This window comes from Acinetobacter sp. 742879 (assembly GCF_000588535.1).
Taxonomy (GTDB): domain Bacteria; phylum Pseudomonadota; class Gammaproteobacteria; order Pseudomonadales; family Moraxellaceae; genus Acinetobacter; species Acinetobacter pittii.
In genome coordinates, this window is sequence record NZ_JFYC01000015.1 from 20,045 (window position 1) to 34,394 (window position 14,350).

Annotated in this window: 14 protein-coding genes and 1 riboswitch; of the genes, 7 read left to right on the forward strand and 7 right to left on the reverse strand. The window is 40.6% G+C overall.

From position 1 onward, the window contains the following. Positions 1-55: 55 nt before the first annotated feature. Both J690_RS19500 and J690_RS19505 read right to left on the reverse strand, forming a co-directional pair. A complete protein-coding gene (locus J690_RS19500; RefSeq protein ID WP_032037688.1) occupies positions 56-961 on the reverse strand; it encodes a DMT family transporter in 906 nt (301 codons plus the stop codon). Next, positions 954-1,535: a TetR/AcrR family transcriptional regulator gene (locus tag J690_RS19505; protein WP_032037691.1), complete on the reverse strand. Its 582-nt coding sequence runs from the start codon at positions 1,533-1,535 to the stop codon at positions 954-956. Before J690_RS19505 ends, J690_RS19500 begins: the two co-directional genes overlap by 8 nt. Before the next feature lie 108 nt (positions 1,536-1,643). Here J690_RS19505 and J690_RS19510 point away from each other — a divergent pair, with 108 nt between their 5' ends. From J690_RS19510 to gluQRS, 6 genes are all read left to right on the forward strand, one after another. Next, positions 1,644-2,726, forward strand: a complete 1,083-nt coding sequence (locus J690_RS19510) for a hypothetical protein (RefSeq protein WP_032037694.1) — start codon at positions 1,644-1,646, stop codon at positions 2,724-2,726. A gap of 34 nt (positions 2,727-2,760) precedes the next feature. Further along, positions 2,761-2,895, forward strand: a riboswitch (TPP riboswitch). A gap of 89 nt (positions 2,896-2,984) precedes the next feature. Beyond that, positions 2,985-4,862, forward strand: a complete 1,878-nt coding sequence (thiC, locus tag J690_RS19515; protein WP_002121180.1) for a phosphomethylpyrimidine synthase ThiC — start codon at positions 2,985-2,987, stop codon at positions 4,860-4,862. 75 nt (positions 4,863-4,937) lie between these two features. Beyond that, entirely contained in the window at positions 4,938-5,564 is a 627-nt protein-coding gene (locus J690_RS19520) for an NUDIX domain-containing protein (RefSeq protein WP_032037697.1), read from the forward strand. Between the two features lie 4 nt (positions 5,565-5,568). Beyond that, entirely contained in the window at positions 5,569-6,381 is an 813-nt protein-coding gene (gene cpdA / locus J690_RS19525; protein ID WP_005079443.1) for a 3',5'-cyclic-AMP phosphodiesterase, read from the forward strand. A 211-nt stretch (positions 6,382-6,592) separates the two neighbouring features. After that, a complete protein-coding gene (gene dksA / locus J690_RS19530; protein ID WP_002121205.1) occupies positions 6,593-7,129 on the forward strand; it encodes an RNA polymerase-binding protein DksA in 537 nt (178 codons plus the stop codon). Positions 7,130-7,131: 2 nt separating this feature from the next. Further along, positions 7,132-8,064, forward strand: a complete 933-nt coding sequence (gene gluQRS / locus J690_RS19535) for a tRNA glutamyl-Q(34) synthetase GluQRS (RefSeq protein ID WP_032037700.1) — start codon at positions 7,132-7,134, stop codon at positions 8,062-8,064. 53 nt (positions 8,065-8,117) lie between these two features. Here the strand turns inward: gluQRS and ftsW are convergent, their stop codons facing one another. The 5 genes from ftsW to J690_RS19560 all read right to left on the reverse strand — a co-directional run bounded on the left by ftsW (position 8,118) and on the right by J690_RS19560 (position 13,231). Continuing rightward, entirely contained in the window at positions 8,118-9,314 is a 1,197-nt protein-coding gene (gene ftsW / locus J690_RS19540) for a putative lipid II flippase FtsW (protein WP_005079447.1), read from the reverse strand. Between the two features lie 24 nt (positions 9,315-9,338). Then, positions 9,339-10,685, reverse strand: coding sequence for a UDP-N-acetylmuramoyl-L-alanine--D-glutamate ligase (gene murD, locus J690_RS19545; RefSeq protein ID WP_032037703.1), 1,347 nt, complete (start codon positions 10,683-10,685; stop codon positions 9,339-9,341). A gap of 160 nt (positions 10,686-10,845) precedes the next feature. Then, complete coding sequence (locus J690_RS19550) at positions 10,846-11,097, reverse strand: DUF6587 family protein (protein ID WP_032005839.1); 252 nt, start codon at positions 11,095-11,097, stop codon at positions 10,846-10,848. A 20-nt stretch (positions 11,098-11,117) separates the two neighbouring features. Further along, positions 11,118-12,971 (reverse strand): ferrous iron transporter B, encoded by a 1,854-nt coding sequence (gene feoB / locus J690_RS19555; RefSeq protein ID WP_032037706.1) that lies wholly within the window; start codon positions 12,969-12,971, stop codon positions 11,118-11,120. After that, positions 12,968-13,231 carry a FeoA family protein gene (locus J690_RS19560; RefSeq protein WP_002121198.1) on the reverse strand — a complete coding sequence of 88 codons (264 nt, stop codon included), beginning with the start codon at positions 13,229-13,231 and terminating at the stop codon, positions 12,968-12,970. Before J690_RS19560 ends, feoB begins: the two co-directional genes overlap by 4 nt. A gap of 143 nt (positions 13,232-13,374) precedes the next feature. Between J690_RS19560 and xerD the strand changes: the two genes are divergently transcribed. Beyond that, positions 13,375-14,295 carry a site-specific tyrosine recombinase XerD gene (gene xerD, locus J690_RS19565; RefSeq protein ID WP_032037709.1) on the forward strand — a complete coding sequence of 307 codons (921 nt, stop codon included), beginning with the start codon at positions 13,375-13,377 and terminating at the stop codon, positions 14,293-14,295. Positions 14,296-14,350 lie beyond the last annotated feature (55 nt).

The following is a 14,350-nucleotide window of genomic DNA, read 5'->3' on the forward strand; positions in this document are numbered from 1 at the left end:
CTTTAAGACTAAGAAAAATTCAAATCAAACTCAAGCCATTAAAAGTTTTAGTTTTTTAAGCGTTCTTAGTTTTTGACAAGATTAAAATACAAATAAAAATCAAAAACATGCCAATCCAACCCACCCATGAAACATGCTCACCAACCAAAACAATCGCAAAAATCGCAGCCACTAAAGGTTCAAATAAAGTTAAGGTCGTCGCTTTGCTGGCATTTACTGTTTTTAGACCAAATCCAAAAAGCAAATAACCCAAAAACATAGGAATTAGCATCATATAGCCAGCCACAAGTAGATTGGTTGAGCTTTGTAGTAACCCTCCACCTGTAATCAACAAAGTAGGAAGCAAAATAACCGCTCCACCTCCCATAATCATGCCCATTGCAGCTTTAGCAGCAACACCCCGATCTATTAATCTTTTCGCGGCCCATGAATAAAGCGAATAAGTTGTAGCAGCGACCAGCCCAAGAAAAATACCGAAAAATTTATTCCATTGATTTGTACTCTCTTGGACCGCATGACTTTCCCCCATCGATAACATACTTACCCCAAGCACACCGCACACAAAACTGAGAAACCAAATAGGAGATAAAGCTTTGCGATCAAAGAATCGCTCTAAAATTGCTGCGATTAATGGAGCGGTACCAATTGAAACCACAGTGCCAATCGTAATGCCTGCATAATACATTGAAGAATAAAAAGCCAAGGGATAAATACCCACCGCCGCTATGCCTAAAAGCAGTATTGAAAGATTTTCTCTTATAAATTGTCGGTTTTCACGTATCGCTCGTGATGCAACCAAAGCTTGTAAAAGACCTCCACCACCCATCGCTACAGCGCCAATAGCAAGTGGGCCAAGAGTCGGTGCAAATGCTGCCGCCGTACCTGTTGTTCCCCACAAAACAGAAGCAACCAAAATCGCAATTGTGCCTCCATAACTACTATTTTTAATGAGGCTAATCATGTGGGCATTCTCTATTTAAAATATCTTCTGCCATTTGTTTTGCTAACAGGAGTTGTCGGCTGTTGCCTTCTAAGCCTGCTCGTGCCATAGAACCTTCTAAAAGAAAAGAAAGCTGGGTGGCCACATAGTTAACGCGCTGTGAGTCTGGTATTAATTTTTTTAAATGTTCAGCAACAATAGCTTCTACTTCTTCTTTATGCTGCCTTACAGAACTACGCCCTGCACTATTCGCCGGAAACTCAGCCGCAGCATTCAATAACCCACAACCTCGAAAGCCTTTTTCATAGGCAAATTCCGCATGGTCTTGATAGGCATCAAATACGGCCAAGATGGCTTGTTTCGCTGTTTTTATTTTTTCTAAACGCTTTTGGTAGAGATCAAGCCACTCTTGATGGCGTGCAGCAATGTAGGCATCGACAAGCTCACCTTTTGAAGAAAAATTATTATAAAGCGACATCTTCGCAACATCTGCTTTAGCCGTAACTGTGTTGATTCCTGTTGCCGTAATGCCATCGTTATAAAACAAAGTTGAAGCGGCATCGAGAATTTTCTGTCTTGCTGTTTTATCATTCATAATTTTTTACTTAAGTAGACCGACCTACCTAATAATAAAGATTTCTAACAATGATGCAATCTTTTTAAGCGTTATAATTTGAGCAATATTAATTTCTATAAAAGTACAATGATGAAAAAAGTTCTAATAATGAGTATGTGCGGTGCACTACTTTTAGCTGGATGTAATAAAACATCAGAGCAAGATCAGGCTGTATCTAAAGAGCAAAAAACAACTGAGCAAAAGGCCACTCAAAAACAAGACAGTAGCTGCTTACAAATTATGGTAGCTATGCACACGATTAATCAAAACAGCAAAATAGAAGACTTAAATCAAATTAATGAAAAGCTTAAAACCTGTGTTCCCTCTTTAAAAAATCATGAGCAGCTTAAGCTGATTGATGCATCAACTGCCATGTATCAACGTTTTCTAAAACAAGACTACACTGAAAAAACAGGTAGAGCTTTTGAAGCATTTGGCTATGCCGTTTTAGAACACAAACAAGATCTTAAAAAGGTCATCCAAACTCAAAAAAAACTCTTCGCCCAACTAAGCCCGCGTGATCAATATTTACTTCAACATGAAGGCCAAGCCTACATTGAACTTCTCTATCAAGGTGAAGGCATGTTTACCTATCGACGCCAACCAAGCTATTTAGTTGATGTTTTTTCTAAGTCCTTACCCGCGGACCAAAAAGAGTTTTTAACTCGTATGGCGAAAGACAATCAGGATATTTTTTATAATGATGGTGCTTTGGCTATTTCATGGAAAGAGCTCACTGAACGCGCATTATTTTGGGAAAAGTTTATTCAAAAGTATCCAAAGAGCCACTTTATTAATGATGCAAAACGACTATTTAATGAATATCGCTATTTTATTTTCTTTGGCTTAGACAATACGCCCGTGTCAGATGAATATGCGCCGAACACATGGTTTGATAAAGATGCTCTTCAACAAATTCGGTTTTTGTCTACACAAAATCAGTCGAGTCTAGCGAAACCCGCTCAACTGTTTCTTAAATTTATTGCTACGCCTATCGATGAGCGCAATAAGCAATTTAAAATAGATTTAACTAATAAAAATGGTGATAAAAAATCAAATTATCAGATGACTCATGAACAGCTTGAGCAGCTATTAAAATTTGATTCGCCATGGAACACGGAAGTCTATCGTGACTGCCATATGGATGCGGTTTGTATAGATACAAATTGACAATGCCAGCCAACCTAAAACATGTTAGTCTTTAAATCGCTTGACGGAGCGCGAGTAATAGCTCGCTGAGATTGTGTAAATTCTGTGTTGTCGCAACACAAGTTTGATCACAAGTACCGTTGAACCTGATCAGGTTAAGACCTGCGTAGGAATCAAGCCATCTGAAAACTTACAGCCTTAAATTTATCTCATAAAGATAAATCTGCCATCGTTTTTGGTCGTGCTTGATTCGTTGATGTTATTCATAAGGATCATGTGATGAACCAGTTAACGAATCTTTCTTCTGCTGAAATTTCAGCACAACATGAACAAGATGCAAAAGATTTAACTCGCATCTTACCCGCTTCTAAAAAAGTTTATATTGAAGGCTCTCGCCCTGACATTCAGGTTCCAATGCGGGAAATTTCTTTAACCGACACCCCTACCGGTCTTGGCGGTGAACATAACCCTCCTGTTATGGTATATGACACTTCAGGTGTTTATACCGACCCAAATGTTCAAATCGATTTAGACAAAGGTTTACCTTCAGTTCGCCAAAACTGGATTGAAGAGCGTAACGATACTGACGTACTTTCTGGCTTGACCTCAAAATTTGGTCAGGAACGTTTAAAAGACATTCGCACCGCTGATATTCGTTTTGCCCATATTCAAAATCCACGCCGTGCTAAAGCAGGCAAAAATGTCACTCAAATGCACTATGCCAAGCAAGGTATCATCACACCTGAAATGGAATATATTGCAATTCGTGAAAATCAACGCCAGCGTGAAGGTGTTGATATGCGTCAACATGCTGGTCAGAATTTTGGTGCAAAAAACTTAAAAGAAATTACACCTGAATTTGTTCGCCAAGAAGTTGCTGAAGGTCGTGCAATCATTCCTGCAAACATTAACCATCCAGAACTTGAGCCAATGATTATTGGTCGTAATTTCTTGGTTAAAATTAATGCCAATATTGGTAACTCAGCACTTGGTTCTTCAATTGATGAAGAAGTTGCGAAAATGACTTGGGCAACCCGTTGGGGTGCCGACACCATTATGGACTTGTCGACAGGTAAAAATATCCATGAAACACGTGAATGGATTATCCGTAACTCACCTGTTCCAATCGGCACCGTGCCAATCTATCAAGCACTTGAAAAAGTTGATGGCGTTGCAGAAGACCTAACATGGGAAATCTTCAAAGACACACTGATTGAACAAGCCGAACAAGGTGTTGACTACTTCACGATTCACGCAGGTGTATTACTTCGCTATGTACCACTTACAGCAAACCGTTTAACAGGTATTGTGTCGCGTGGTGGTTCAATCATGGCGCAGTGGTGTCTAGCGCATCATGAAGAAAATTTCTTATACACTCATTTCGATGAAATCTGTGAAATCATGAAAGCTTATGACGTTTCATTTAGCTTAGGTGATGGCTTACGTCCAGGCTGTATTCAAGATGCAAATGACGAAGCACAGTTCAGCGAACTTAAAACATTAGGCGAACTGACTCACCGTGCATGGGAACATGATGTTCAAGTCATGATTGAAGGCCCTGGTCACGTGCCAATGCACATGATCAAAGAAAACATGGACCTTCAACTAGAAGTGTGTAAAGAAGCGCCATTCTATACGCTTGGACCATTAACAACAGATATCGCTCCGGGGTATGACCACATTACTTCTGCAATTGGTGCAGCCATGATTGGCTGGTATGGCACAGCAATGCTTTGTTATGTCACACCGAAAGAGCATTTGGGTCTACCAAACAAAAAAGATGTTAAAGACGGAATTATTACCTACAAGCTTGCAGCACATGCTGCCGATCTTGCGAAAGGACATCCAGGTGCACAGGTACGTGATAATGCCTTATCAAAAGCTCGTTTTGAATTCCGTTGGGATGATCAGTTCAACCTAAGTCTGGACCCTGACACAGCGCGTAGTATGCACGATGAAACCTTACCAAAAGAAGCACATAAATCTGCTCACTTTTGCTCAATGTGTGGTCCAAAATTCTGTTCAATGAAAATCACTCAGAATGTACGTGACTATGCCAACAACCTCACCAATAACGATTCAGAGGTTGAAGAAGGCCTCAAAGCGATGAAAGAGGTTTATCAGGAACAAGGTCAAAAACTGTATCATAAAGTGTAAATATTCAAAAAAAACACTTGCCTAGCCCTGATTCTCGGTTAGGATGAAATAAATAGATTTCGTCCTGATCGAATCATGAGTATTGTTGAACGTCCAAGTTATACATCTAAAGATGTCGAAGTAACATCACGTGAATCTCTATTCCGTGGTTTTATTCAAGTTGAAAAAGTCAGCCTTCGACATCGTCTATTTAATCAATCTGAATATACTCATGTATTGCAGCGTGAACTCGTTCATCGGCCTGAAGCAGCTGGTGTATTACTCTACAACGATCAAAAACAACAGTTTGCTCTGATTGAACAGTTCCGTGTTGGGGCTTTAGATGACTCTCACTCCCCATGGCAGCTAGAAATAATTGCAGGTGTGTTAGATGGTGATGAATCACCAGAAAGTTGTATTCGACGAGAGAGCCTTGAAGAATCAGGTTGCGAAGTTCAAAATTTAGAGCATCTATTTAGCTTTTACCCGTCAGCTGGTGCTTGCTCAGAGTTATTTCATCTCTATGTTGCCCAAACCAATTTACCCGCTGAAGGGGGTGTTTTTGGCGTAGATGATGAGGGTGAAAATATTCAACTACACTTATTTAATTATAGTGAAATCCAGACTCTACTCGACAGCGGACGTTTAAGAAATGCTCCTGTCATTATGGCATTACAATGGCTGGCCCAACACAGCAAAACGATAATAAACCCGAAGAGGTAGGACGGTGACTTTTCAAGTCTCAACACTTTCACAAAAAGACCATGTCATTATACAAATTACCGATACCCACCTATTGGAGTATCCGCACTTAGAATTTGTGGGTATAAATCCTGAAGAAAGCTTTCATGCGATTATTCAACAGATACTTAATAAACATCCTGAAACTGATGCAATTATCCATACTGGGGACCTAGCTCAGGCACCAACGCCTATTACCTACAAACGTTATATTCAATATATGCAAACGCTTGGTCTGCCCTTTTTTCAGACCTTAGGTAATCATGACAATGTTGACCATTTCCCATTGCATAAAGAGAATCATCAGGAACCTGTAGTTATTTGCTTAGGAAACTGGCGGGTTATTTTATTAAATAGTGCGGTTAAAGGTCATATTGATGGGCATCTATCAGCAGAACAGCTAGACAGCTTAACGAATTTACTTGAAGAGTATGCAGATAACCCGATTTTGCTGGCTTGTCATCACCATCCTTTTGCCATGAAGTCAAAATGGATTGATCATCACAAGTTACAAAATTCTAATGCCTTGCTTACTACCTTGGCTCCATTTAAAAATGTAAAAGCTTTAGTCTGCGGGCATGTTCACCAGGACTCAATAAACACTTGGCAAGGGATCGAATTTTTCTCTACACCCTCAACAAGTGTGCAGTTTAAACCCTTTAGCAATGATTTTGCTTTAGATCAAAATGCTCCCGGCTATCGTTACATTCGTCTAAAAAACGATGGTAGTTTTGAAACCGAAGTCTTCCGTCTTGAAAATTTTCAAGGCCATATAAACACTGATATTTCAGGCTATTAGCCCTATTTCTTATATGCTTATATATAATTATGACTGGGGTAAACACGTTTTGAAAATATTTACGGGTCGGAATGACTATCATCTTGCAGGAAAAATCTATATGATGACGACCCGATGGGAAAATCCCATCGATGGTTTTCTATAAAAACACTTGCATATCACCATATTTTTTGCGTATAGATAATACGTGTATGATGAGGAATGCCCTATTATGGCGAATGACAACCACAACCAAGTTTTGGATGAACATACAGAAGTTGTAGTGGAAGGTGACAAAGCTTCTGCAAAACGTGCACGTAAAGTGAAACCTAAAACTTCTGACATAGGCACAACTGCAAGTTTATTTGGTATTGCACCTTATCAACCTAAGAAAAATGAAGAGTACATGTCTGAAGGACAGCTCGAGCATTTCCGACAAATTCTGCAAGCATGGAAAGCTGAATTAATGTCTGAAGTTGATCGTACTTTAAATACGATGCAAGACGAATCAACTGCACTGCCAGATGTAAACGACCGTGCTACCCAAGAAGAAGAATTTGCAATTGAATTACGTACACGTGACCGTGAACGTAAGTTAATTCGTAAAATCGAACAATCTATGGAAGCTATTAAGAATGAAGACTACGGTTTCTGTGAAACTTGTGGTATTGAAATCGGCTTACGTCGTTTAGAAGCACGTCCAACTGCAACTTTATGTATTGATTGCAAAACTTTGGCAGAAATCAAAGAGAAGCAAAATAACGGTTAATTGTGACTGTTGATAATTCTCCAGCCGAGCACAACTCGGCTCTTGCGCAGCGGCGAAACGATGTTTCGCTGATTCGCTACTCAGGTCGGTTTGCGCCATCGCCAACCGGCCCTTTGCATTTTGGATCACTCATTACTGCTGTTGCCAGCTATTGCGATGCAAAAGCCCATCAAGGCAAATGGCTCGTTCGTATCGAAGATACAGATATCCCTCGTATTTATCCCGGCAGTGAAGAGCATATTCTCACATCACTGGAAGCCTTCCAGTTCGAACCCGATGCAGAGATCATCTTTCAAAAAAATCGTTTAAATATTTATGAAAGCGTATTAGACCAACTCAAAAAAGAAGGTCTTATCTATGCATGTCAATGTACCCGCAAAATGCTTGGTTCAAATGCAATCTATGCAGGTACTTGCCGCGATCTCAATCTTGATTTTCAAGGTCAAGCGATTCGGGTAAAAGTTCAAGATCAGCAGATCTGTTTTGATGACCGATTACAAGGACATCATTGCTCCAATCTACAACACGATCTTGGAGATTTTGTTCTTAAGCGCCGTGATGGGATTATTAACTATCAACTTGCAGTCGTTGTGGATGATTATCTACAAGGCATTACCCATGTCGTTCGAGGCGCAGACTTATTAGATAACACCGAACGTCAGATTTGGCTAGGTCAGCTTCTAGGTTATCCTCAACTAAGCTATATGCACCTACCCCTTGCAATGAATGACCAAGGGCAAAAGCTCTCTAAACAAAATCTAGCTCAAGCACTCGATTTATCAAAAGTACCTGAATTACTTCAAAAAGCGATACTAGCCTTGGGACAACCCAACGTTGATTTAGATCAACCTAGACTGATGCTCAAACAGGCTGTAGCACAGTGGAATGTTGATTTGATTCCCCATGAGCAAGAGCTCAGCGGAACATATCTATAAATAATAAAAAAGCCCGATATCAAATCGGGCTTTTTAAACTTCTAAATACTCAATTAGAAGTTCGACTCTTCTCGTTCTGGATTGACTTCTTGTGTTGATGCATCAATCTTTAAGATTAAGCTAATCATCGCAGCACACATCATTAAAGACGTACCACCATAACTAATGAATGGCAAAGTCAAACCTTTCGTCGGCATTAAGCCCATATTCATGCCCGCATTTACTAAAATCTGGAGCAAGAAAATAATACTAATGCCATAAGCTAAATAGCCTGCACGAAGGTAATGATGTTTCAAAGCACGGTGACCAATTTTGATACAACATGCCAGCATCAAGAAAGACAAGCCAATAACAATAGAAATACCCACGAAACCAAACTCTTCACCTAGCACTGCCAACATAAAGTCAGTATGCGCTTCAGGTAAATAAGATAGTTTTTGTACACTGTGCCCTAAGCCTGTACCAAACCATTCACCACGGCCAAAAGCCATTAATGCATTTGATAACTGATAACCTACCCCTAATGGATCTGCCCATGGGTCAGTAAACGAAATCAAACGCTGGAAACGATAGGGTTCAAATAAGATCAAAAACACAATACCTGTGACAATCGCACCAAGCATGATTAAGAACTGAGTTGGCGGCGCACCCGCTAAAAAGAACACCCCAACCATCATCATGACAATAACGACCGTTGCCCCTAAGTCAGGCTCAGCAATAATTAAACCGACCGTGATTGCCATTACCCCACTTAAACGCAATAAGCCTTTCCAATGAGTACGAACCTCTTTGGCTCGGCGCACAACGTAGTCTGCGGTAAAGATTGCCATCATGACTTTGGCAACCTCGGTTGGCTGTAATGTAAAGCCACCGATCTTAATCCAACGTGTAGAACCGTTGACTTCCGAACCCACCACCAAAGCAGCAAGCAACAGAACCATGGTTAATAACCACAGCGGGAAGGTATTTTTAAACCACGTATTCAGTGATATTCGATAGGTCAAATAAGCCACTACACCCGCAGCGACAATCGAAATACCATGACGAATCACATAGTGGAATGGGTTTTCATGCATATATTCAGCATAGGGCATCGAAGCAGATGCAACCATCACGGAACCGATACACAACAATGCAACGACACAGAAAATCAGGACATTACGTGGCGTCACTTCCGCTGGCCATTTAGGCAATATCCGTTCATACCAATGATTGATTTTCTGGATTGTGGTCTGAGCTAAGCCTGCCATACTACATTCCTAATCATGTTTTCTTTAAACCAACGAATTGACGCAGGCAACAAACTGCTGACCACGGTCATTATAACTTTTAAACATATCAAAACTTGCACATGCTGGTGATAACAACACCACATCTTCGGCCTGTGTTTCACGTTGAGACAGCTCTACAGCTTCTTTAAGCGTTGCTGCATGTAAAATTTTGGTTGCACCTTGAATGGCTTGTTCAATCACCGGAGCATCCTCACCAATCAATACCACAACTTTGGCATATTTTTCGATAGAAGAGCGTAATGGACCAAAATCCTGACCTTTACCTTGACCACCTAAGATCAAGGCAACCTTACCTTTTTTCACTTCAATGGCAGCACCTAAACCATCAATCGCTGCAAGCGTAGCGCCAACATTGGTGCCTTTGGAATCATTGTAATAACGTACATCATGCACAGTCTTTACATATTCACAGCGATGCTCTAATCCTTTAAATTGTTTTAAGGTTTCAAGCATAGATTCCATAGGCAGGCCTATTGCCTCACCTAATGCTAGGCAAGCTAAAGCATTTGCTACGTTATGCATGCCTTGAATATATAAATCTGAGCTTTTAATTAAACGCTGTAAACCACGCGCAAGCCAAAGCGTGCCATCACCATCTCTTAAAACACCATATTGATTTAAATCTGGTGCATTTAAACCAAAGCTTTGCATTGGTGTGGTATCTGGAACAAGAGGACGACTTAAAGCGTCATCACGGTTAAATACTACTTTTTTCACACCTTGGAAAATACGGTGTTTTGCTTGATGGTAACCCAACATATTGCCGTGACGATCTAAGTGGTCTTCACTCATATTGAGAACCACAGCAACTTCAGCATTTAAGTGAGACGTGGTTTCTAGCTGAAAACTTGATAGCTCAAGTACAATTAATTCAGGTTGATCTTTTAATAAATCTAGAGCTGGGCGTCCAAGATTGCCACCCACAGCAACTTTCTTATCCGCATCTTTAGCCATTAAACCAATTAAAGTCGTTACTGTACTTTTAGCATTAGAACCAGTGATCGCCACAATAGGCACATCGGTTGCACGGCGTAATAATTGAATATCCCCTACTACCGAAATACCTTTAGCAATAGCTGCCTGAATTTCTGGTAATTGTGGTGCAAGACCTGGGCTTAAAATAATTTCTTCTGCTTGTAATAATAATTCTTGGTCAAGTTGACCGAAACTGGTTTTAACGCCAGCTGGGATCTGATCATGCCCTGGTGGCGTGGGACGAGAATCTGTTACTGCAACTTGGTAGCCTTGTTCATGCAGGAAATTTACAGCAGAAACGCCTGATATTCCCAAGCCTGCTACAACTTTTAACCCACCACGTTGTATTAACATTTTTGCCCCACAATTTATCAATCGACAGAATGGCAAAAATGTTAGCACTTTGCTGTTTTGAATGCTTTTTCAGTTTGAACTTTATTCATCTTTTTTTGTGTCAGTGCGTAAAAAAGCCATCAATGTGATGGCTTTTTAAACGAAACAAGAAATACTAAATTTATTGCCATTTAATCGGCTTAATTTCTTGAACTGTATTGGTAGGTTTATCTTCGCTTGAACAACCACAACCGCCAGCACAACCAAAGGCCATTTTTGGTTTAAGCCATTTTGCCAAGGTTACCCAACCTTGCTTTTCGCAAAATGCTGAGAGTGAAGAAAAGACTGAATTTGCTGTTTTTGGAAATACTTTCTTAAAAACAACGACAGCACTCCAAATCACTAAAACCGCAATAATCAGATATTGAACCATATACAACCTCCTTTCTTGCCTTAACCCCAATAATGGGAAGCAATTTGATAGGTAACAAACGATGCAAAATAAGCTAAACCAAACAGATATGCAGTCATAGCTGCAACATGTTTCCATGAACCTGTTTCGCGACGTACCGTTGCCAGTGTTGCCAAACAATGTGGAGCATAAATGAACCACACTAAAAGTGATAAACCTGTTGCCAAAGACCAACCCGTTCCATCTGCACTAATCAGATGCGATAACCCTTGTGCCACAGCATCATCATCTGTTGCAGACAAGGCATAAACTGTACCTAATGCCGCGACAACCACTTCACGAGCAGCCATAGCTGGAATTAAAGCGATACAGATTTGCCAATTAAAACCAACTGGAGCAAATAAAGGCTGAATAAGATGCCCAAGCATCCCTGCAAAACTATAATCTATGGCAGGTAATGTCGCCCCTTCTGGTGGTTGCGGGAAAGTACACAAGAACCAAAGCAAAATAGAGAGCGCAAAAATGATTCCGCCGACGCGTTTCAAGAAGATCTTTGCACGATCCAATAAACCGATTCCCACACTTTTTAAATCAGGGAAACGATAACTTGGTAGCTCTAGCAGTAAAGCATGCTGCGACTTATCTTTTTGCAAAAACTTCATTAAAAATGAAACGCAAAGCGCACTCACAATACCAGCCATATACAGACCGAAAAGCACTAAACCTTGTAGGTTAAAAATACCCCAGACCATTTTCTCTGGAATGAAGGCAGCAATCAGCAAGGCATAGACAGGTAAACGTGCCGAACACGTCATTAAAGGCGCAACCATAATGGTCGTAAAACGATCACGAGGGTCACTAATACTACGCGTTGCCATAATTCCCGGTACTGCACAAGCAAAGCTCGAAAGTAAAGGAATAAAGGCACGGCCACTTAAACCAGCTTGGAACATTAATTTATCAAGCAAGAATGCTGCACGCGGTAAATAGCCTGATTCTTCGAGTACTAAAATAAAGAAGAACAAGATCAAAATTTGTGGCAAGAACACAACTACGCCACCCGCGCCTGCAATAATTCCGTCAACAACCAAACTATGCAGTAGTGGTTGGGTAATCACAGTTCCCACTCCCTCACCAAGCCAGCCGAAGAAGCCTTCAATACCATCCATGAATGGAGCTGCCCATGCAAACACTGCTTGGAACACAATAAACATCATGAGCGCAAGGCTAAGTAGGCCTAAAACCGGATGTAAGAAAATTCGATCTAGAAAATCAGTACGCTTATCTCCATGATCAACATAATGAACTACATCTTTAAAAATCATATCGATTTTTTGGTGATGAGTTCCAGTTAAACCACTTAGTTCGGTTTGTGGCACACTGTATTTTTCTTGATCAAGGGCATGTAATAAATTTTCAATACCCGCATTACGGACGGCAACTGTTTCAACAACTGGTACACCCAAACGTTGAGACAACTTTTGAGTATTAATTTGGATGCCACGACGACGCGCTTCATCCATCATATTCAGTACAAGTAAAATCGGACGACCCAACTCGATCATTTCGAGTACTAGTCCTAAATGCAATTTTAAGTTAGTGGCATCAACCACACATAAAAAGGCATCTTGCTGCCCTTCTTCTGCAATTTTACCCAAACACACGTCACGGGTAATTACTTCATCAGGACTGGTGGCATTAAGGCTATATGTACCAGGCAAATCAAGTACACGCACTGCTCGGCCTGAAGGCAACTGAAAATGACCAACCTTACGCTCGACCGTTACACCAGCATAGTTTGCAACTTTTTGTCGAGTTCCGGTTAAATGGTTAAAAAGAGAGGTTTTACCACAGTTAGGGTTTCCCACAAGGGCAATACGTAACGCATCACTCATGCGGGTACTCCTTCTTCTACTTGAATTTCAATTTTTTCCGCTTCTGCTTTACGTAAAGCGAAACGAGTAAAGCCGATTTGGATTAAGATCGGATCACCACCAAAAATACCTTTGGTAATCACTTCCACTCGTGTGCCCGGTACAAAGCCCAGACTTTCCAAACGAATTGCGACCAAATCTTGCTGCTCGGACTCTAGTTCTATCCGATTCACTTTGGTGATGGTCGCCGCTTGCTTCACTTTTAAAGCTGATAAACGCACCGCATCCGATCCTAAACCTTTTTTAATAGTATACATATAAATGAGAATAATTACCAAATAAGGTTAAATTTCACTTCTTCTCTAGTTTAATCGACAAACCTTAAAGTTTCTTTTACAGTACAGAGGTTTAGAGGATCTAGTGTATGTTGAATAAAAAACCGCGTATTCCAAGCCCTGTTCAAATTCCTGAACATTTAAGCTTTTTACAAGGTTTTCGTGACTATCTCGTTGCTCAGACGGTAAGTCCACATACACGTAATGCTTATTTATCCGACCTTATTCAATGCAGTGAACTTCATAAAAAATCAGCTCTTCCAGAGTGGACAAGTGATGATATCGCTGATGTTTTGATTGAGTTGACTAAAGCTGGTAAAAGCCCACGCTCGATTGCCCGCTGCTTATCTGCCCTACGCCAGTTTTACAAATTTTTACGTGAACAGAAATTACGAAGCGATAATCCTGTAGCAACCCATCATTCTCCAAAAATTGGCAGAGCCTTACCCAAAGATCTATCTGAAGAAGATGTCGAAGCACTGATTCAGGCCCCCGATATTGATACGGCACTTGGTTTACGCGATCGGGCAATGTTTGAAGTTCTTTACGCATGTGGTTTACGTGTTTCAGAACTGCTGAACTTGCGCCTAGAACTTATTAACTTAAAAAAAGGCTATTTAAGAATTACGGGTAAAGGTAATAAAGAGCGTTTGGTCCCGCTAGGGCAATTTGCTTGTGAATGGGTAGAACGCTACTTGCAGGATGCTCGGCCTCAACTCTATAAAAGCTCTACTGACTATCTCTTTTTAACTCAACACGGCGGAATTATGAGCCGTCAGAACTTCTGGTATGCCATTAAACGTTACGCCTTACAAGCCAATATTCAAGCTGAACTCTCACCTCACACATTACGTCACGCCTTTGCAACACACCTGCTCAATCACGGCGCCGATTTACGCGTAGTACAAATGTTATTGGGCCATAGTGACTTATCAACTACTCAAATTTACACACATGTAGCACAAGTGAGAATGCAACAATTGCATGAAAAACATCATCCTAGAGGTTAAAAAATTTAAAACTTATTATTTGAAATACGCCTAACAATCACTTGATTTCGTTCAC